Here is a 20390-nt window from a genome sequence, read left to right as displayed (position 1 = left end):
AGTTACCATTTCAATGTAAGGGATTAATGCTGCCCGCCAGCATTTCCCTCAGACTATCTTCTATTTGTGAATCCTTTCACAGAATACTCTTCCTGCAGTGCTTAGCCTTAAGAATAGCCTTCACTTTTTATATTTTGTTATTAACGGTTTGCCTTAATTTACTCAAGCATTAAGGAAGAAAATATGCCACAACAAAATTATCTGGATGAGCTCACGCCTGCTTTTACCCCATTATTAGCAATAAAAGAGGCTTCCCGCTGTTTATTATGTCACGACGCCCCCCTGTAGTCATGATTGCCCGGCGCAAACAGACCCAGGGAAATTTATTCGTTCTATTTATTTTCGTAATTTTAAAGGCGCGGCCGAAACTATCCGCGAAAATAATGCGCTCGGTGCGGTGTGCGCCCGGGTTTGCCCAACCGAAAAATTATGCCAGCGCGGATGTACGCGCTCAGGAATTGATAAACCTATCGATATTGCACGTCTGCAGCGCTTTATTACCGATTTTGAACAGCAGACCGCAATGAAAATCTATCAGCCAGCAACAAAAACGCTCGGCAAGGTAGCTATCATCGGGGCGGGTCCGGCAGGGTTACAGGCCAGCGTAACGCTAAGTAATCTTGGTTATGATGTGACAATCTTCGAAAAACAGGCCCAGCCAGGTGGCTGGTTGCGTTATGGCATTCCAGAGTTTCGTCTGCCGCAAGCAGTTTTGGATCTTGAAACTGCCCGTATCGTTGAAATGGGCGTGACCATCAAGTGCAATTGTGAAGTCGGCAATGCCCTTTCCGTTGAGCAACTCAAAGCAGAATACCGCGCCGTACTGGTTACCGTAGGGATGTCTTACGGTTCAACGTTATCTCTGTTTGAGAGGGCGAATCACGTCGAAATCGCCGTCGATTTTCTGCAACGAGCCCGGCAATCCAACGGCGATATTACCGTCGCACAAAGTGCATTAATCATCGGCGGTGGCGACGTGGCGATGGATGTCGCCAGTACGTTGAAACTGCTGGGCTGCCCGTCAGTCACCTGTGTCGCGCGTGAAGAACTCGCCGACTTCCCGGCCAGCGACAAAGAATTCAGCAGTACACAGGCTTTAGGGGTGTCGATAATTGACGGCTTCACGCCCGTGGCGGTTAGCGGAAATCGAGTCACCTTTAAGCACGTACGTCAGCCTGGAGAACTCACGCTTGAAGCCGAACAGATTATTCTCGCCGTCGGCCAACATGCTCAGCTTGATAATTTCGCCGCGTTAAAGCCACAGCGCAATCTTATCGATACGCACAATTATCAAACCGCCGATCCGGCTCTGTTTGCTGCGGGCGATATTGTTAAAGGTGATAAAACCGTTGTTTACGCCGTGAAAACGGGAAAAGAAGCCGCTCAGGCCATTCATCACTATTTAGAGGGAGCTTGCTCATGTTAACGAAAGATCTTTCTATTACTTTTTGCGGCGTCAAATTCCCCAACCCGTTCTGCCTCTCTTCCTCTCCGGTGGGCAACTGCTATGAAATGTGCGCCAAAGCCTATGATAGCGGCTGGGGTGGCATTGTTTTTAAAACGATCGGGTTCTTTATTGCTAATGAAGTCTCCCCACGTTTTGACCATCTCACCAAAGAAGATACCGGCTTTATTGGCTTCAAAAACATGGAACAAATTGCCGAGCATCCGCTGGAGGAGAATCTGGCCGCAATTCGTCGACTGAAACAGGACTACCCGGACAAAGTCCTGATTGCGTCGATTATGGGGGAAAATGAGCAGCAATGGCAGGAACTGGCCCGCCTGGTTGAAGACGCGGGTGCCGACATGATCGAGTGTAACTTCTCGTGCCCGCAAATGACCTCACATGCCATGGGTAGCGATGTCGGGCAAAGCCCTGAGCTGGTTGAAAAGTATTGTCGGGCCGTTAAACGCGGCTCGTCCCTGCCGATGCTGGCGAAAATGACACCGAACATTGGTGATATGTGTGAGGTGGCTCTGGCAGCAAAACACGGAGGTGCCGACGGTATCGCGACCATCAATACGGTTAAATCCATCACGAATATCGACCTGAACCGAAAAATCGGGATGCCGGTCGTCAACGGTAAATCCAGTATTTCCGGCTACTCCGGCAAGGCCGTTAAACCTATTGCTTTGCGATTTATCCAACAACTGCGCATGCACCCTGAACTGCGCGATTTCCCGATCAGCGGCATCGGGGGAATTGAGACCTGGGAAGATGCCGCCGAGTTTTTACTGTTAGGCGCGGCCACGCTGCAGGTGACCACCGGGATCATGCAGTATGGCTACCGGATTGTGGAGGACATGACCAGCGGGCTGTCACATTACCTCGCCGATCAAGGGTTTGACTCACTGGAGGAGATGGTTGGTCTTGCCAATGCCAATATCATCCCCGCGGAGGATCTTGACCGTAGCTACATCGTCTACCCGAACATTCATCTTGATAAATGCGTTGGCTGTGGCCGCTGCTACATCTCCTGTTATGACGGCGGACATCAGGCGATGGAATGGAATGAGGAAACCCGCACACCGCATTGCAACACAGAAAAATGTGTGGGATGCCTGTTGTGTGGTCACGTTTGTCCGGTAGCCTGTATTGAGCTGGGTGAAGTGAAATTTAAACCCGGTGAGAAAGAGCATGCGTTAACGTTGTAACGCTGACAAAAAAGCCCGGTACAGATTACGCTGCACCGGGCTTTTTGCGGTATACGATTACTTCTTACGCGCGTACTTCAGTGAGTCCAGCGCGACCGCAAAGATGATAATGCCGCCCTTGATAATGTACTGCCAGTATGGGTTCACGCCAATGTAAGTCAGACCGTAGTTGATGACGGTGAAGATAATCACACCGGTCACCACGCCAAACACGGTCCCGACCCCGCCGCTGAACGACACGCCGCCAACCACGCACGCCGCAATCGCATCCAGCTCATACATAAAGCCGAGGTTGTTAGTCGCCGAGCCGATACGCCCGGCTTCGAGCAAACCACCGAAGGCATAAAACACGCCAGACAACGCATAGATGATCAGCAGGTTCAGCGCAACGTTGACCCCGGACACTTTCGCGGCTTCAGGGTTTCCGCCGATGGCGAAAATGTTTTTACCGAAGCGGGTCTTGTTCCACAGCACCCAGACAAACGCCACCGCAATCAGCGCATAGAAGGTGATGTAGGAGAGGCGGAAACTACCCAGCGCAATAAAGCCCTGCGCGAAGGTGGAGAATCCGCTGTCAAAGCCAGAAATTGGTGATGCGCCGACAAAGTCGTAGTACAGGGAGTTAATCCCGTAAACGATGATCATCGTACCCAGGGTAGTAATAAACGGCGTCACATTCAGATAAGCAATGATAATACCGTTCACCAGACCGATAATGGCGCCAATCACGCAAACAATCAGCACCACTACGATGATTGGCATTGTAGCCATTTCCGGGAACACCTTGTTGGCGTTCTCCATCGACTGTAGCAAGGTTGCCGCCACGACTGCCGCCAGGCCGACCTGACGTCCTGCCGACAGGTCTGTCCCTTGGGTAACAATCAGCCCGGCCACGCCCAATGCGATAATAATACGCACCGAGGATTGCGTCAGAATATTACTCAGGTTCAGTAAGCTTAAGAAAGTGGGATCCTGGAAAATAATAATCGCCAGCAAAACCAAAAGAACAACGTAAATTCCGCCTTCTTTCAGATAAGTAAGAAAACTTTTCTTATTTAACGCACTCATGAGGAGCCCCTAATCTTAAAGGTGCAAAGACGCAAGACGGAGGATTTCGTTTTGCGTTGTTGTTTTAGTGTCAACAATTCCGGCAACGAGACCATTGCTCATCACCAGAATACGATCGGTAATACCTAGCAGCTCCGGCATTTCAGAGGAAATAATAATAATCCCCTTATCCTTTTTCGCGAGTTCGGCAATCAACTGATAAATTTCAAATTTCGCGCCAACATCGATACCACGCGTGGGTTCATCTAACATCAGGATTTCTGGCTGCGTTAATAACCAGCGACCAATAACCACCTTTTGCTGATTACCACCGGACAGTGAACCGATTTGTGTACGATGGCCCGGCGTTTTCACCCTCATTGAGTCAATTACCCACTGGGTATCACTCTTCATGCGGGAATTATCCAGCAGACCAACTTTGTTTTTATAGTTTTGGATATTGGAGATTAACGAGTTAAAACCAATATCCAGATACGCGTAAATACCGGTTGAGCGGCGCTCTTCCGTGACCAGTGCAAAACCATGGTTAATGGCCTCATTTGCGCTGTGGTTATTAATCTTTTTGCCGTGTAGCGTAATCGTACCCGATGATTTCTCACGAATACCAAAAAGCGTTTCAACGATATCAGTACGTTTTGCGCCGACCAGCCCGGCAATCCCGAGAATTTCCCCTTTGTGCAAATCAAACGAGATATCACGAATCGACGGCTGACGCAGCGAGGTCAGGTTACGTACTTGCAGAATGACTTCACCGGGTTTGTTTTCTTTATCCGGAAAACGTTGGTTCAGTGAACGGCCGACCATCATGGAGATGATCTTATCCATATCCAGCCCTTCCAGCGGCTGGGTCGCAATCCACTGGCCATCGCGCAGCACGGTAATTTCATCGCATAGCTGGAAGATTTCTTCCATCTTGTGAGAAATATAAACAATACCGCATCCACGCTCTTTCAGCTTACGGATAATGGTAAACAGATGATTAACTTCTTTCTCGGTTAACGATGACGTTGGCTCATCCATGATGACGATTTTTGCGTCATAGGAGAACGCTTTTGCAATTTCAATCATCTGCATTTGAGAAACGGATAATGTACCAACGCGCGCACGCGGATCGATATCAATATCCAGCTCATCAAATATCGCTTTGGTATCGCGGTACATTTTGTCCTGATCGACAAACATGCCTTTGGTGGGATAGCGTCCCAGCCACATGTTATCCATCACAGAACGTTGTAATACCAGGTTTAATTCCTGGTGTACCATCGAAATACCATTTTCAAGCGCTTCTTTAGCAGAATGAAAATCGATTTCTTTACCCTGAAATAAAATACTACCGGAATCTTTTTGATAGATACCGAAAAGACATTTCAATAATGTTGATTTCCCCGCGCCATTCTCCCCCATTAAGGCATGAATGGAATGTGGGCGGACTTTTAAATTGACATTATCAAGAGCCTTAACGCCGGGGAAGGACTTGTTGATGCCGGTCATTTCCAACAAGTATTCGCCTGACGACTGAGTATGTGTGCTGACCATAATTATACCTTGTTGGCCTTGCAGAGTGCGTTATTAAGGGCGCAATGACATTGCGCCCAAAGACGGAGTATTTACTTATTGGTAAACTCTGCCAGATTATCTTTATCGACACCTACATACGGAACGCGAACAATTTTGTTCTCAATTTTCCAGTTAGTGCCATCTGCCGCACCTTTGCCGTCAGCCAGGTTTTTCGCCAGATCGAAGGTGGCTTTCGCCTGGTTGTTGGCGTCGTTCAGCACGGTACCAGCCATTGCGCCAGATTTCACCAGAGCCAGCGCTTCAGGCAGCGCATCCACACCAAATACCGGTACGCTGGTTTTGTTGTGCGCTTTCAGCGCTTCAACTGCGCCCATTGCCATCGCATCGTTGTTTGCGATAACCACTTCGATTTTGTTGGCGTTCGGACCGGACATCCACGCATCCATTTTATCTTTTGCCTGGGCGGTATCCCACATTGCAGTATCTAACTGCAGTTGCTCAGTTTTAATGCCTTTATCGTTCAGCTCTTTAATCACGTAAGTGGTACGTGCTTCAGCGTCCGGGTGTCCCGGTTCGCCTTTCAGCAGAACAAACTGAATTTTGCCGTCTTTGTTCAGGTCCCAGTTCGGGTTCGCTGCCCAGTGTTTGGCGATCAAATCACCCTGAATAATACCGGACTCTTTAGAGTCGGTACCGACGTAAAACGCTTTGTCATAGCTGTCCAGCGCCTTATGAGAAGGTTCTTTGTTAAAGAACACGATCGGTACGTTCTGCCCGCGTGCCTTTTCAATGACCGTGCCTGCCGCTGCCGGGTCAACCAAGTTAATCGCCAGTGCCTTAACGCCTTTTGCCAGCAGCACGTCGATCTGGTCGTTTTGTTTGGACTGGTCGTTTTGCGAGTCATTCATTAGCAGCTGTACATCTGGCGCCGCTTTGGCATCTTTTTCAATAGCCTTACGTACTACAGACATAAAGTTATCGTCATACTTATAGATAGTCACACCAATGCGGGTATCAGCAGCGTGCGCAGCCGCGCCGAATAACATGCTTGCCATTACAGCAGACAGGGTCAACACCTTCTTATTCATGGTATCTCCGGTTTTATTATGCAGGGTAGTACTTGAGATAAATGCTCGGCAGGCAGAACGTTACTGAAGTGTTACTGAACGCCGAAGCTCACTTTTAAAAAATATTTCTTCCGTGTCTGGCAACGCTCCAAAAACAGGCTTTAATTTTTGTTTAAGGCACCTTTACCTCGGTGAAAGTGATTATTCACCGTTACATAGTAGTTACAGCGCAACAAACAGTGTCATCATAGCTATCGCATTGTTAATATACTGTGAATTTACTCACATATTGAAAGCGGTTACATCGCGCAACGTTATGAGTTAGTGATCGGTGCCGCATTCTGCCGAAGCGCCACTGAATGACGACGCACCAGCGTCGGCATAAAGCAATGCGTCGCCTCCGGGTCTAACGTGCCTGCAGCCCCCTGTAGCGCAAGCTCCGTCGCCATTTTTGCCATGGAGGCAATGGGATAGCGTACGGTGGTCAGTTGCGGATCGGTGTAACGCGCGATAGGAATATCATCAAAGCCAATGATAGAAAGGTGTAATGGAATAGCGATGCCGTTGTCTTTTAGCGCGGTCAGCGCGCCGGCAGCCATATTGTCGTTATAGGCGAAAACTGCCGTCAGTTGTAAGTTACGTCCCAGCAGTTCTACCATCGCAGACTCTCCGCCCTGCATATCGGGCGAACCGGTGCCGACCCAACTTTCTGCCGCAACAATCCCCTGCTCTTTCAGGGCTGTTAACCACCCTTCTTTGCGCATGGTGTCATCTTCAATGCGATGGCTTGACGCCAGATAACCGATGCGTTGATGACCATTATTCAGCAGCATTCGGGTCGCCATTTTGGCACCGCTGATGTTATCCAGACAGACGCAGCGGTGGGCGTAACCCGGCACCAGACGGTTGATCAGCACCATGCCGGGGGTCTGATCCATAAACTCGGCGAGTTCCCGATCGCTCAGTGCTTTAGAGTGTACAATCAGTGCGTTACAGCGCTGACGAATCAACACCTCAATGGCATGACGTTCTTTTTCAGCCTCATGGTAGCTGTTGCCAATCAGGACATATTTCTGATGCTGCTGGGCAACCATATCCACGGCTTTTACCAGCGCGCCAAAAAAGGCGTCTGATACATCCATGACCACAACACCAATCGTGTCGCTCACCTGCGTCGCCAGCGCTTGCGCGTTGGCATTAGGTCGATAGCCCAGCAGAGTAACTGCCTTCATTACCGCTTCACGCGTATCGGGACTCACCAGCGCACTGTTGTTCAGTACGCGGGAAACGGTCGCTACAGAAACGCCAGACTGTCGTGCCACATCACGTATGGTGATCATATTCACTGCCCTGTTTTAGATTGCGGTTGCCCGCAGATACCCCAGGCTGGGTATTTTGTCAGCACAATGAAACGCACTGCGTGAGAGATGTCACAGGAATGAAAGCGCTTACATCCGTTTTGTTAATGAATGTGATCCAGATCGTTATCTGGATGTACGCGGCAATGATGTCCCCGCAGCACGCAGGGTTAATTGACGCCACAGCCATTCCACCGGGCCCTGGCGGTAAAAACGTAGCCATATGACGGAGAAAAGTAGGTTAACGGCCCAAACCGGAATGACGAAATACAGCAGCTCCAGTCGGTCAAATTTCATAAATAAGCCGACCTGGTAAAACAGCGTGGTGCAGATTAAGGTTTGTAACAGATAGTTAGTTAATGCCATGCGCCCCACACAGGCGATGGCAATGACCCATTTTAAGCGGCTAAGCTGCGGCCAGAAGCCGAACATCAGCGCGGCGTAACCGATGGTTTGCAACGGCGCGCCCAGCTCTCGCGGGGCTTGTAGCAAGAAGGCACACCAGCGATATGCCCAGTCCAGATGCCACTGTGCGACGATAGCAGGCAGGTTAATCGCCATCCCGAGAATGACCAGCAGTACACCGGTGCGTCGGTAATGCTGTAAGCTGTACTGCCCTTTTAACCAACCGCTGCGCATCAATGCCGCGCCGAGCAGCATCATCCCCGCCAGTTGCCAGCCGTACTGTGCGCCCAGAGCCAGCAAGCTATTGGACATCATATCCACGCGATTGCTGACGGCTTCCATTCCACCGTTTATTTTCCAGTATTTTTCATACAGCAACGCTGAGGCATCCGGCGTCCAGGCACGACTGGTTTCACTCCCGGAGATTACCCCCAGCAGCAGCAATACGCCAACGCCCACCAGATAAAGCAGTACGCCGGTGTTAAATAAGCTTTTTACCGACGGCGCATCACGGATCAACCGCCAACAAATCAGGCCGATTAAGCCATATGCCAGCAGGATATCGCCATCCCAGAAGAGCAAACCGTGAATAAAACCCAATAGAACCAGCAGCGTAAGCCGCGACTGGATCCAGCGTTTACCGCGCGGGAGCAGCATTTGCAGACCGGCACCGAACAGCAGCGCAAACAGCGTGAGGAATTTTACCTGCGCAAAGAGATCGAGCAGCGCCCAGGTCCAGGCGTCGGATAAGGTGATGTTGCCATACCACGCGGGATTGAGGTATGCCGCCTTTGGCAAGCCAAAGGCGCTAATATTGAGAAGCAGGATACCAAGAATGGCGACGCCACGAATAAAATCCAGCGTGACATTACGCTCCATGGTCCCTGCCCTAATCAGTTGTGATGACGTACTGCGCGCAGGAATTCCTGACGCGTATTCTGGCTGGACTTAAACAATCCGCCAAGAGAAGTGGTCGTCGTCGCACTGGTCGCATCGCGAATGCCACGCGCTTTCACACAGTAATGTACCGCATCAATCGACACCGCCACATTATTCGTCCCGAGCAGCGTTTGCAGCGCGGTGAGAATTTGCTGGGTGAGACGTTCCTGTACCTGCGGACGCTGTGCGAAAAACTGCACAATGCGGTTAATCTTCGACAGACCAATAACCGAATCTTTTGGGATATACGCCACCGTCGCTTTGCCATCGATAGTAACAAAGTGGTGTTCGCAGGTGCTGGTCAGCGTGATATCGCGGACCGTGACCATCTCGTCCACCTTCATTTTGTTTTCAATGACGGTAATTTTCGGGAAGTTGGCGTAGTCGAGGCCGGAGAAAATCTCATCGACATACATTTTCGCAATGCGATGCGGAGTTTCCATCAAACTGTCATCGCTCAAATCGAGATTGAGCAACTGCATAATCTCGGTCATATGGCCCGAGATAAGACGTTTGCGCGTTTCGCTATCCATCTCTTGCACGGGCGGGCGTAGTGGCGTTTCAAGACCACGCGCGACCAGCGCTTCATGAACCAGGGCCGCTTCTTTACTGAGTGATGACATTTCTTCTTCTCCTGCAGGTGGGGCGCCTCTGCCCTGCATGGGGCAAAGTTTTTAGGCTGTATCACAGCCAGAACATTGTGCGTGAGGCGGCGCACATAATCCAGTATTCACCGCGATAATTATTGAAATTGGCACAGCCTTTCAGCGTAGCGATTTCACTTGTCGTTCTACCCGGCGACGTCGAGTGTTAATGTAAAGTTATATAGATGATGAAGTATGTTTGCTCAATGCGGAAGTGAAAGTTGCTCACAGTGCCATGAATAATCTGTATTATGGTGAGTTCGCAAACATATTCAGGTTCAACACAACAAGGAGCCCCGCATGGAAATGCTTGAAGAGCACCGCTGTTTTGAAGGCTGGCAGCAACGCTGGCGTCACGACTCCGCCACGTTAAATTGCACCATGACCTTCAGTATTTTTCTTCCTCCCCCGCGCGATAACACCCCGCCTCCGGTGCTGTACTGGCTGTCGGGTCTGACATGCAATGATGAAAACTTCACGACTAAAGCCGGCGCACAACGCATCGCGGCTGAGCTGGGCATTGTACTGGTGATGCCGGACACCAGTCCGCGCGGCGAACTGGTTGCCAATGATGATGGCTACGATTTAGGCCAGGGGGCGGGATTTTACCTCAATGCCACCCAACAGCCATGGGCAACGCATTTTCGCATGTATGACTATCTGCGTGATGAGCTGCCGGCACTGATTCAATCGCAGTTTAACGTCAGCGATCGCTGCGCCATCAGTGGACACTCCATGGGCGGTCACGGCGCATTGATTATGGCGCTGAAAAATCCCGGGAAATACACCAGCATTTCCGCCTTTGCACCGATCGTAAATCCTTGCCGCGTTCCGTGGGGGGAGAAGGCTTTTAGCGCATATCTGGGTGATGATAAATCACGGTGGGCCGCGTGGGACAGCTGCGAGTTAATGTTGGCCAGCAAGCCCGCAGACGCGATTCCGACGCTTATTGATCAGGGAGACAGCGATCAGTTTCTCGCCGATCAGCTGCAACCCGCGGTGCTGGCCGAAACGGCCCGTCAAACCGCATGGCCAATGACGCTACGCATCCAGCCAGGTTACGACCATAGCTATTACTTTATTGCGTCGTTTATTGAGGATCACCTGCGCTTCCACGCCCAGTATTTGTTGAAGTAACGCCTGAGTGAGGGCGCCAGCCCTCTTCATTTCTCCATCATTCCTTCACTTTTTCTCCTTTTTTCTTTCTCCACTATCCTATTGATTTAAAAAGCATTACCCTCAAAACAAGATCAAACACAAATGATTTCGATTATCATTTGTGTTTACAAACATTCATACTTTTGTACAATCCATTCGCTTCTTTACTGAAAAGAGTCCTTAAAAGACAAATACATACAATTGTCATGGCCTTTCACATGACGCGCTGATCGTTACCCTAAATAATTCGAGTTGTATGAACGCGCGTAGCCACGCATCTGCAACTTGAAGTATGCCGGGTAAATTCATTTAAATGGAATGATACAAATGACTATACCTCACGTTAAGGCTGTAGCTGCCGCAGTATGCGTCGCCAGTCTCCCATCACTCGGGCATGCCGCTGAACAAGACACCGTGGTAGTTACCGCCACCGGCTTCGAACAGAAAATTCAGGACGCTCCCGCTTCGATATCTGTTATTACCAAGCAGCAGATTGAGGACAAAGCCTATCGCGATGTTACCGATGCGCTAAAAGACGTCCCTGGCGTCGTCGTCACCGGCGGGGGTAGCAGCAGCGATATCAGTATTCGTGGTATGGCTTCGCAATACACGCTCTTCCTGGTCAACGGTAAACGCATCAGCACACGCGGCACACGTCCTAACAGCGACAACTCAGGTATTGAGCAAGGTTGGCTGCCGCCGCTGGAATCCATCGAGCGTATCGAGGTAATCCGTGGCCCAATGTCATCTCTGTACGGCTCCGATGCGATGGGCGGCGTCATCAACGTCATCACCAAGAAAGTGTCGAATACCAAAGCCTGGACCGGCTCTCTGCACGGCGATGCCACTTTCCAGGAAGACAGAGACTCCGGCGATATTTATCAGACCAACGCCTATGCGTCTGGGCCACTGATTGACGGATTACTCGGCGCAAAAGTGACCGGATTATTCTCTCATCGGGCAGAGGACAAAATCCTCAATGGCTACAATGAACAGCGTATGCGTAACGGGGGCTTAACCCTGAACTTTACGCCAGATGATAAAAATGACATCGACTTCGATTACGCACGTGAACTGCAGGATCGCGACAGTACGCCAGGCAAATCCATGGCCGAGGAAAGCTGCCGCAACGGAAGCTGCAAGCCCAACAGTAAAAGCGAAAACAAGTATGTGCACACAACGTATTCACTAACCCACAGCGGTTATTACGACGACTTCAACTCCACCAGCTATGTCCAGCAGGAAGAGACCGAAAACCCAGGTCGCCAGATGAAGTCCTACAACACGATTTTCAATAACCAGAACCAGGTCTTCCTTGGGGCGCACACCCTGACGTTGGGCGGGCAATACCGTTATGAAAAACTGAGTGATAACGGCAACCAGCTGCAAGCTGCTGATGGACTGAACAAACTGACCCGCTGGAGCTGGGCGCTGTTTGCTGAAGATGAGTGGGCCGTTACCGATACCTTCACGCTGACTGGCGGTCTGCGTATGGATAAAGATGAAAACTACGGCGACAACTGGACGCCGCGCGGTTATGGCGTATGGCATCTGAGCGATCAATGGACCTTAAAAGGCGGCGTTTCAGCGGGCTATCGCGCACCGGATCTGCGCCAGTCGTCTGCCAGTTGGGGACAGGTCACCGGCGGCGGTAGACTGAACGGAATCATTGTCGGCAACCCGGACCTGAAGCCGGAGAAAAGCCTCAGCGAAGAGATCGGTTTACTGTGGGATAACGGCAACGATCTCAACGCGGGCGTCACGCTGTTCAATACTGACTTCAAAGACAAAATCACCGAAGTGCGCCGCTGTAACAGCAGCTCCGATCCGGCCTGTACCATCGGCAATACCCACTATGACTTCGTCAGCGATCGCGTTAACGTCGATAAAGCCAATATGCGCGGCGTAGAATCCACTTTCGGCTGGAAGATGACTTCCGACATCAACTGGACGGCGAACTACACTTACACGGAATCTGAACAGAAAAGCGGTCAGTTCTCCGGTCAGCCATTGAACAAAATGCCAAAGCATATGTTCAACACCACGCTGGACTGGCAGGCCACGCAGGATCTCGGTTTCTGGAGCCGTCTGAATCTGCGCGGGAAAACGTCTGAATACCTGAGCCGTACCTCCATGGCGCAGGGCACCCCGTCCTATACTCAGGTCGATGTTGGTTTACGCTATTATGCTAACAAAGATCTGCTGATGACCGCTGGCGTGTATAACGTGCTGGATAAGCAAATCGATTACGATACCTACGACACTGTTCTCGATGGTCGTCGTTACACGGTTGGCCTGACTTACAGTTTCTAAGTCTGGCGCAATAAAAAAACCCCGGCACTCATCATGCCGGGGTTTTTGTTATGCTTTTTATACTGTTATTTCTTCACGCGATCCGGGAATTTCATTTCGCTGTAGCGAACAAAATGAGTTCCTTTCGCCAGCTTATAGCCAAACCAGATAATCAGGAACAGCGGGATACCGATATAGGTTGCCATCACGCCGCCCCAGTCAATGCTATCTTTCAGGAACGCTTCGTAGTTCTGGCCCAGAGTGATAATCAGGCACAGCACAAAGGCGAAGATCGGACCCAGTGGGAAGAAGCCAGAACGGTACGGCAGATCCTTCACATCGTGACCCTGCAACACATAACCGCGACGGAAACGATAGTGGCTAATAGCGATCCCCAGCCAGGCGATAAAGCCCGTCATCCCGGAGGTGTTCAGCAGCCAGAGGTACACGGTCTGGTTACCAAACATCGAGGTCAGGAAACACAGCCCCGCCACCACAGTCGTCGCATACAGCGCGTTACGCGGAACACCGCCACGAGACAGTTTGCCGAAAATACGCGGTGCTTTACCGTCGCATGCCAGGGTGTAAAGCATACGCGTGGAGGCATACATCCCGGAGTTACCCGCTGACAGTACCGCCGTCAGGATAACCGCGTTCATTACTGCAGCGGCTGACAGCAGACCCGCATGCTGGAATACCAACGTGAACGGGCTAACGCTGATGTCTTTCACATCGTTGCGCAGCAGGCTCGGATCGGTGTACGGGATAATCAGGCTGATAATCAAAATCGCGAACACATAGAACAGCAGGATTCGCCAAAACACCTGACGCACCGCACGTGGAATGTTCTTTTCAGGATCTTCAGATTCGCCTGCCGCGATACCGATCAGCTCAGTTCCCTGGAAGGAGAAGCCGACGATCATCGCCACGCCAATCATAGCGGCAAAACCCCCGGCAAACGGTGCATCACCGGTCGTCCAGTTGCTCCAGCCCACTGGCTGAGTGCCTTTGAAGATACCGAAAATCATCATCACGCCAACCACGATGAAGATAATTACAGTGGTGACTTTGATCAGCGAGAACCAGTATTCCGCTTCACCAAATCCGCGAACGGAAATGTAGTTCAGCAGGAAGATAACGCCGAGGAACAGTGCGCTCCAGATCCAGCCCGGCGTGTCCGGGAACCACCAACTCATCACCAGCTGTGCGGCCACCAGGTCAACGGCAATCGTTACCGCCCAGTTGTACCAGTAGTTCCAGCCCAGCGCGAAGCCAAAGCCTTCTTCTACGTAGTTTTGACCGTAAGTGGAGAACGAGCCGGAAACCGGCATATAGGCAGCCAGTTCACCGAGGCTGGTCATCAGGAAGTACACCATCAGACCGATCAGTATATAAGAGAACAACGCGCCGCCAGGACCCGCCGCAGAAATAGTTGCACCAGATGCAACGAAAAGACCTGTACCGATGGAACCTCCAATGGCAATCATCGTCAGGTGACGCGCCTTCAGTTCACGACGTAGCGTGGGCGCTTCTGTGGTTTTAGTTTCGGAAACCATGTGAAAATGCTATCCATCCAAAAAATGAGGCGCGATTGTAGCAGACGAAATGGCATTCTTCCGGCACAAATGCGCTGTTATAAGAGACCTTCATGACTGGCCGCGGATTATAAGTAAAGCAGAAAACGGGCGGCACAAGGCGGTTAAGACGTAACAGCCATTATGGATAGGGTGACCTGACGAGAGTTAGCGCGCTATTCGCCCTACTCAACCTGGTCGCTGTAATATAAAAAACGCGTAATGGCATTGGAGATATGTTTTTGCCGGTGATGAACGCGCCAGAGAGTGCGCACTAAACGCGGCAGTGGCACGGTAACTTCGCTCAGCGTCCCTGCCTGTAACTGCTCCGCAATGACCCGACGCGACAAACAGCTGATCCCGAGACCATGGCGCACCGCATGCTTAATGGCCTCGGAGTTCCCCAACTCCATCGCCATCTGAAATCTTGGCAGATGAGACAACAGCAGGTAATCCACCAGTTCACGCGTACCCGATCCTCGCTCACGCAGGATCCACGGCGAAGCAGCCAGCTGTTCCAGCGTAATGGGCCCCTTTGTGAGCGGTGACGACGGTGCGGCAAACACCACCAGTTCGTCCTCCAGCCACGGTTCAGAGATGATTTCCGTACTGTGACACGGCCCTTCTATCAGCCCGATGTCTACCCGAAAATCCAGCACCGCATTGATCACGTCCTGGCTGTTGCCCACGCTAAGCTCCAGCGGTAAATCGGGGAAGTCCTGGCGATAACGGGCGATCATGGCGGGCAGAATATAATTACCGATGGTGCTACTGGCATAGACCCGAATGGCGCCATTATCTTTGCGAAAAAGCTGTTCGATTTCGGTGGTTTGCTCAAGTAACGCCAGCGCGCGCGGATAAAGCAAGCGTCCGTGTTCGTTAACCACCAGCCGTTTGCCGACACGGTCAAACAGTTGCACGCCAAGTTGCCCTTCCAGATCGGTAAGCGCCGCACTCACCGCCGACTGCGACAATGCCAGCATGACAGATGCCTGGGTCGTTGAGCCGCTTTTTAGTACCTCAGCAAACACTTCAAGTTGTCGCAGGGTGATATGCATAGTCGTTTTCCACCGGATAGCCGTTACTTATACCCTAAATAATTCGAGTTGCAGGAAGGCGGCAAGAGAGAGCATCCCCCGGAGCGTACTTAAGTACGTGACTGGGGTGAACGAGCGCAGCCAACGCACATGCAACTTGAAGTATGACGGGTATACCACTTATATAGATTAATTATAAATATATAATCAATTTTATTTTTAAACCACTTCGCCTTACTCTTTTACCCAGATAAAGGAGAAGGATATGACAGAACTCACCTTACAGACTCATCGTCGTACAGCGTGGCATTTTATTCCGGGGCTTGCCCTGAGTGCAGTTATCACTGGGGTCGCCTTATGGGGAGGATCCATTCCCGCCGTCGCAGGTGCCGGGTTCAGCGCCCTCACCTTAGCCATCTTATTGGGGATGATTCTCGGCAACACCGTCTATCCGCACATCTGGAAAAGCTGTGACGGCGGCGTGCTGTTCGCGAAACAACATTTATTACGTCTGGGGATTATCCTCTACGGTTTCCGCCTCACCTTCGCGCAAATTGCTGACGTCGGCGTCAGCGGTATCGTGATTGATGTGTTAACGCTAAGCAGTACCTTTATGATTGCCTGTTTCCTGGGGCAGAAAGTATTTGGTCTGGACCGTCACACCAGCTGGCTGATTGGCGCGGGTAGCAGCATTTGTGGTGCCGCCGCCGTGCTGGCAACCGAACCAGTGGTGAAAGCAGAAGCCAGTAAAGTGACCGTCGCTGTCGCCACCGTGGTTATCTTCGGTACTATCGCTATCTTCCTGTATCCGGCGATGTATCCGTTGCTTTCACACTGGTTTAGCCCAGAAACCTACGGCATTTACATTGGCTCCACCATGCATGAAGTTGCACAGGTTGTGGCTGCCGGGCACGCCATTAGCCCGGATGCGGAAAACGCCGCGGTTATTGCCAAAATGCTGCGCGTCATGATGCTGGCACCGTTCCTTATCCTCCTGGCCGCACGCGTTAAACAACTGTCTCCGGCCACGGGCGGTGAGAAGAGCAAAATAACCATTCCATGGTTTGCCATCCTGTTCATTGTGGTCGCAATTTTTAACTCGTTCCACCTGCTGCCACAGTCAGTAGTGAACATGCTGGTAACGCTGGACACCATTTTGCTGGCAATGGCGATGGCTGCCCTGGGGCTGACCACGCACGTTAGCGCGCTGAAAAAAGCCGGTGCCAAACCGTTACTGATGGCCCTGCTGCTGTTTGTCTGGCTGATTGTGGGTGGCGGTGCGATTAACGTCGCTATCCACGCGCTGATGGCATAAACGATCACGACTCACCTCTATTAACCCGCTATACTCTCCCTTTTTGTATTTGAGTATGGCGGGTTAAATTTATGAAATATATCGGAGCGCACGTAAGCGCCGCTGGCGGTCTGGCTAACGCCGCTATTCGAGCCGCAGAAATCGAAGCGACCGCATTCGCCCTGTTCACCAAAAATCAGCGCCAGTGGCGTGCCGCGCCGCTGACCACCGAAATCATTGATGATTTTAAATCTGCCTGCGAGAAGTATCACTATACCGCCGCCCAGATCCTGCCTCACGACAGTTACCTGATTAACCTCGGTCATCCGGTTAGCGATGCGCTGGAAAAATCACGTGATGCGTTTATAGATGAAATGCAGCGCTGTGAACTGCTGGGCTTATCCTTGCTGAACTTTCACCCGGGCAGCCATTTGATGCAGATCCCGGAAGATGAGTGTCTGGCGCGCATTGCCGAATCCATCAACATCGCCCTTGCTCAGACCCAGGGCGTTACGGCAGTTATCGAAAATACCGCCGGACAAGGCAGCAACCTTGGATTTAAGTTTGAGCACCTTGCCGCCATTATCGACGGCGTTGAAGATAAGTCCCGCGTCGGCGTCTGTATTGATACCTGCCATGCCTTCGCGGCCGGTTACGATTTGCGCTCCGTCGAGGAATGCGAAAAGACGTTTGCGGAATTTGAACGTATTGTCGGCTTCAGGTACCTACGCGGTATGCACCTGAACGACGCCAAGAGCGCATTTGGCAGTCGCGTTGACCGTCACCACAGCTTAGGTGAAGGCAATATTGGCCACGATGCCTTCCGTTGGATCATGCAGGACAATCGTTTTGACGGCATTCCGCTGGTGCTGGAAACGATTAATCCTGATATCTGGGCAGAAGAGATTGCCTGGCTGAAAGCCCAGCAAACAGAAAAAGCGGTGGCATAATCATGAACGACAGGGAAAAGCAGATCCTTAAGATCCTGCGTCGCAATCCGTTGATTCAGCAGAATGAAATCGCCGATATTTTGCAGATCAGCCGTTCACGCGTTGCTGCGCATATTATGGATTTGATGCGTAAAGGCATGATCAAAGGTAAAGGTTATATCCTTACCGAACAGGATTATTGCGTGGTTGTCGGGGCGATCAATATGGATATTCGCGGTGTTGCTGACATCCACTATCCTCAGGCTGCCTCTAACCCTGGTAGCATTCACTGCTCGGCAGGCGGCGTGGGACGCAACATCGCCCACAACCTGGCGCTACTGGGCCGTGACGTCCACTTAATTTCCGCTGTTGGCAGTGATTTCTATGGCGAAACATTGCTGGAACAAACGCGTCAGGCCGGTGTTAACGTTTCCAGTTGCATACGCCTGCATGGACATAACACCTCAACTTACCTGTCGATCGCTAATCAGCAGGAAGAGACCGTACTGGCAATTAACGATACCCATATCCTGCAACAATTGACGCCGCAGTTACTGAACAGTTCGCGAGATTTGATCCGCCATTCCGGTGTCGTACTGGCAGATTGCAATCTGACTGCCGAAGCCATTGAGTGGGTCTTTACTATTGCTGATGATATTCCGGTATTCATTGACACCGTTTCAGAGTTCAAAGCGGCAAAAATGAAGACCTGGTTTACGCGTATTCATACGCTAAAACCAACGCAGAAAGAGCTGGCGATTTTGTGGGGTCAACCTATTCATTCAGATGCCGATCGCGTACTGGCCATCAATAGTCTCCATCAGCAAGGGGTAAAACGAATCTTTGTTTGCCTGGAAGATGAATCCGTTTTTTGCAGCGAAAAGGACGGAGAACAGTTTTTACTGACGCCTCCTGAGCATACGGTTGTAGACAGTTTTGGCGCCGACGATGCTTTTATGGCGGGATTGCTGTACAGCTTTCTGGAAGGTAGTGAATTTCGTGAAAGCGCTCACTTTGCTATGGCCTGCGCGGCATTATCGCGAGCCAGCGTCAGCATCAACAACCCAACCCTCTCAGCAGATAACGCCTTGTATTTGCTGCAAACTGCTTAAATGTAATGCCGGATGGCGCTACGCGTATCCGGCATTATTTTCGCTATGCCAGCCCGATAAAGAAACCGGCTATAGTGGCGCTCATCAGGTTTGACAGCGTTGCTGCTGCCAGCGCGCGCATGCCAAGCTGCGCGATTTCCGGGGCACGCTGTGGCGCTATCGCCGAAAATGCCCCGACGACAACGCCAATCGAACCAAAGTTAGCGAAACCGCACAGCGCAAACGAGATAATCGCAATGGTCTTCACATCCAGCGTGCCGCCCGTCTGTAAATAGGGTGAGAAGTTGAGATAAGCCACAAACTCGTTAATCGCCAGCTTCTGCCCTATCAGGCTGCCTGCCAGCGTTGCATCGCTCCAGTCCACGCCCATAATCCACGCCAGCGGCGCCAGAACCCAGCCAAAGATCCCTTCGAGCGTGGCGTGACCATAGCCAAACCAGCCGCCAATCCCGCCGATAATCCCGTTGATCATTGCGATAATGGCGACAAACGCCATCACCACCGTCGCCACGCCGGCGGCGATTTTCAGGCCAGTCATCGCGCCACTGGCTGCCGCTTCAATGATGCTTTTTGGCGGCGTTTCGGTAAATGACAGGTTCTCGAAAGTGACTTTTGACGCTTCCGTCGCCGGACTCAGCATACGGGCAAACAGAATACCGCCGGGGATCGCCATTAAGGATGCGGCCAGCAGATAATCAATCGGTACCCCCATCCCCGCGTAACCAATCATCATTGAGCCGGCAATAGAAGCCATTCCACTACAGATAGCGGTAAACAGCTCATTGCGATTCAGGCGGTCAATAAACGGCTTCACGATCGCCGGGATCTCGTTTTGCCCGAGGAAAATCGTCGTTACGGCGACAAATGACTCGATCTTACTGATGTTCAGCGCTTTCTGGAAAATACCGCCGAGGATGCGGATCAACAGCCCCATCACGCCAATGTAGTAGAGAAGACTGATCAGTGCGGTCACAAAAATGATGGCCGGAAGCACCCGAAAAGCGAAGATAAACCCGGCTCCGTCAAACAGCACATCCATTTTTGGCCCCACCAGCGAGCCAAAGATAAATGCGCTTCCCGCGTCACTGTATGACATCACCTTGTGGACACCGAGCGCAGCCTGTTCAACCAGCCATTTTCCTGGCGGGAAGTACAGCATAATGCCGCCGATTGCGATTTGCAGTACCAGTGCAGCCCCGACCGTGCGCAGACTTATACGTTTTTTATTTACTGACAGCAGAAACGCGATGGCCAGTAATACCACCATACCCACAACACTTCTCATTATATCCATAATGAAATTCCCTTCATGCCAGGAAACCCGGCGTTATCGCCAGGTT

Annotated in this window: 15 protein-coding genes and 1 pseudogene; 7 read left to right on the top strand and 9 right to left on the bottom strand. The window is 51.3% G+C overall.

Going from position 1 to position 20390, the window contains the following annotated elements:
* The first annotated feature begins 183 nt into the window (after nt 1-183).
* A pseudogene (locus tag OGV38_RS06315) lies at nt 184-1426 on the top strand (NAD(P)-dependent oxidoreductase).
* The gene (preA, locus tag OGV38_RS06310; protein WP_016153717.1) at nt 1420-2655 is read left to right on the top strand and encodes an NAD-dependent dihydropyrimidine dehydrogenase subunit PreA; all 1236 of its coding nucleotides are present in this window, start codon (nt 1420-1422) and stop codon (nt 2653-2655) included. Before OGV38_RS06315 ends, preA begins: the two are co-directional and overlap by 7 nt.
* 57 nt (nt 2656-2712) lie before the next feature.
* Here preA and mglC read toward each other — a convergent pair whose 3' ends face one another.
* The 6 genes from mglC to folE all read right to left on the bottom strand — a co-directional run bounded on the left by mglC (nt 2713) and on the right by folE (nt 9633).
* Nucleotides 2713-3723: a galactose/methyl galactoside ABC transporter permease MglC gene (gene mglC / locus OGV38_RS06305; protein WP_003027393.1), complete on the bottom strand. Its 1011-nt coding sequence runs from the start codon at nt 3721-3723 to the stop codon at nt 2713-2715.
* 15 nt (nt 3724-3738) lie between these two features.
* Nucleotides 3739-5259, bottom strand: coding sequence for a galactose/methyl galactoside ABC transporter ATP-binding protein MglA (mglA, locus tag OGV38_RS06300; protein ID WP_016153718.1), 1521 nt, complete (start codon nt 5257-5259; stop codon nt 3739-3741).
* A 71-nt stretch (nt 5260-5330) separates the two neighbouring features.
* Nucleotides 5331-6329 carry a galactose/glucose ABC transporter substrate-binding protein MglB gene (gene mglB, locus OGV38_RS06295; protein ID WP_286473063.1) on the bottom strand — a complete coding sequence of 333 codons (999 nt, stop codon included), beginning with the start codon at nt 6327-6329 and terminating at the stop codon, nt 5331-5333.
* A gap of 293 nt (nt 6330-6622) precedes the next feature.
* A complete protein-coding gene (gene galS, locus OGV38_RS06290; protein ID WP_269517346.1) occupies nt 6623-7648 on the bottom strand; it encodes an HTH-type transcriptional regulator GalS in 1026 nt (341 codons plus the stop codon).
* 144 nt (nt 7649-7792) lie between these two features.
* On the bottom strand, nt 7793-8950 hold the full coding sequence (yeiB, locus tag OGV38_RS06285; protein WP_047500983.1) for a DUF418 domain-containing protein YeiB: 1158 nt from the start codon (nt 8948-8950) through the stop codon (nt 7793-7795).
* Nucleotides 8951-8964: 14 nt separating this feature from the next.
* Nucleotides 8965-9633 (bottom strand): GTP cyclohydrolase I FolE, encoded by a 669-nt coding sequence (folE, locus tag OGV38_RS06280; RefSeq protein ID WP_286473061.1) that lies wholly within the window; start codon nt 9631-9633, stop codon nt 8965-8967.
* Between the two features lie 321 nt (nt 9634-9954).
* On the opposite strand from folE, the gene fghA reads away from it, so the two are divergent.
* Both fghA and OGV38_RS06270 read left to right on the top strand, forming a co-directional pair.
* Nucleotides 9955-10791 (top strand): S-formylglutathione hydrolase, encoded by an 837-nt coding sequence (fghA, locus tag OGV38_RS06275; RefSeq protein ID WP_269517347.1) that lies wholly within the window; start codon nt 9955-9957, stop codon nt 10789-10791.
* Between the two features lie 348 nt (nt 10792-11139).
* Nucleotides 11140-13125, top strand: a complete 1986-nt coding sequence (locus OGV38_RS06270; protein WP_016156980.1) for a ligand-gated channel protein — start codon at nt 11140-11142, stop codon at nt 13123-13125.
* A 65-nt stretch (nt 13126-13190) separates the two neighbouring features.
* Here the strand turns inward: OGV38_RS06270 and lysP are convergent, their stop codons facing one another.
* Both lysP and yieE read right to left on the bottom strand, forming a co-directional pair.
* The gene (gene lysP / locus OGV38_RS06265) at nt 13191-14660 is read right to left on the bottom strand and encodes a lysine-specific permease (RefSeq protein WP_016153724.1); all 1470 of its coding nucleotides are present in this window, start codon (nt 14658-14660) and stop codon (nt 13191-13193) included.
* 203 nt (nt 14661-14863) lie between these two features.
* Nucleotides 14864-15736, bottom strand: a complete 873-nt coding sequence (gene yieE, locus OGV38_RS06260) for a DNA-binding transcriptional regulator YeiE (RefSeq protein ID WP_047500977.1) — start codon at nt 15734-15736, stop codon at nt 14864-14866.
* Between the two features lie 244 nt (nt 15737-15980).
* On the opposite strand from yieE, the gene OGV38_RS06255 reads away from it, so the two are divergent.
* From OGV38_RS06255 to OGV38_RS06245, 3 genes are all read left to right on the top strand, one after another.
* A complete protein-coding gene (locus OGV38_RS06255; RefSeq protein WP_016153726.1) occupies nt 15981-17030 on the top strand; it encodes a YeiH family protein in 1050 nt (349 codons plus the stop codon).
* Nucleotides 17031-17101: 71 nt separating this feature from the next.
* A complete protein-coding gene (gene nfo / locus OGV38_RS06250) occupies nt 17102-17959 on the top strand; it encodes a deoxyribonuclease IV (RefSeq protein WP_046275457.1) in 858 nt (285 codons plus the stop codon).
* A gap of 2 nt (nt 17960-17961) precedes the next feature.
* On the top strand, nt 17962-19050 hold the full coding sequence (locus OGV38_RS06245; RefSeq protein WP_269517348.1) for a sugar kinase: 1089 nt from the start codon (nt 17962-17964) through the stop codon (nt 19048-19050).
* Nucleotides 19051-19093: 43 nt separating this feature from the next.
* Here OGV38_RS06245 and OGV38_RS06240 read toward each other — a convergent pair whose 3' ends face one another.
* Nucleotides 19094-20344: a NupC/NupG family nucleoside CNT transporter gene (locus tag OGV38_RS06240; RefSeq protein ID WP_269517349.1), complete on the bottom strand. Its 1251-nt coding sequence runs from the start codon at nt 20342-20344 to the stop codon at nt 19094-19096.
* Nucleotides 20345-20390: the final 46 nt, after the last annotated feature.

This window comes from Citrobacter sp. Cb080 (genome assembly GCF_030334745.1).
In the GTDB taxonomy this organism is placed as follows: Bacteria; Pseudomonadota; Gammaproteobacteria; order Enterobacterales; family Enterobacteriaceae; genus Citrobacter; species Citrobacter braakii.
Note: the sequence above shows the minus strand (reverse complement) of the source record. Positions and strands in the feature narration are given on the sequence as shown.

Coding starts and splice junctions, on each gene's coding strand:
- fghA (WP_269517347.1), top strand. CDS start 9,955: ATGGAAATGCTTGAAGAGCACCGCTGTTTTGAAGGCTGGCAGCAACGC.
- OGV38_RS06240 (WP_269517349.1), bottom strand. CDS start 20,344: ATGGATATAATGAGAAGTGTTGTGGGTATGGTGGTATTACTGGCCATC.
- folE (WP_286473061.1), bottom strand. CDS start 9,633: ATGTCATCACTCAGTAAAGAAGCGGCCCTGGTTCATGAAGCGCTGGTC.
- lysP (WP_016153724.1), bottom strand. CDS start 14,660: ATGGTTTCCGAAACTAAAACCACAGAAGCGCCCACGCTACGTCGTGAA.
- yeiB (WP_047500983.1), bottom strand. CDS start 8,950: ATGGAGCGTAATGTCACGCTGGATTTTATTCGTGGCGTCGCCATTCTT.
- nfo (WP_046275457.1), top strand. CDS start 17,102: ATGAAATATATCGGAGCGCACGTAAGCGCCGCTGGCGGTCTGGCTAAC.
- mglB (WP_286473063.1), bottom strand. CDS start 6,329: ATGAATAAGAAGGTGTTGACCCTGTCTGCTGTAATGGCAAGCATGTTA.
- OGV38_RS06245 (WP_269517348.1), top strand. CDS start 17,962: ATGAACGACAGGGAAAAGCAGATCCTTAAGATCCTGCGTCGCAATCCG.
- mglC (WP_003027393.1), bottom strand. CDS start 3,723: ATGAGTGCGTTAAATAAGAAAAGTTTTCTTACTTATCTGAAAGAAGGC.
- yieE (WP_047500977.1), bottom strand. CDS start 15,736: ATGCATATCACCCTGCGACAACTTGAAGTGTTTGCTGAGGTACTAAAA.
- OGV38_RS06255 (WP_016153726.1), top strand. CDS start 15,981: ATGACAGAACTCACCTTACAGACTCATCGTCGTACAGCGTGGCATTTT.
- mglA (WP_016153718.1), bottom strand. CDS start 5,259: ATGGTCAGCACACATACTCAGTCGTCAGGCGAATACTTGTTGGAAATG.
- galS (WP_269517346.1), bottom strand. CDS start 7,648: ATGATCACCATACGTGATGTGGCACGACAGTCTGGCGTTTCTGTAGCG.
- OGV38_RS06270 (WP_016156980.1), top strand. CDS start 11,140: ATGACTATACCTCACGTTAAGGCTGTAGCTGCCGCAGTATGCGTCGCC.
- preA (WP_016153717.1), top strand. CDS start 1,420: ATGTTAACGAAAGATCTTTCTATTACTTTTTGCGGCGTCAAATTCCCC.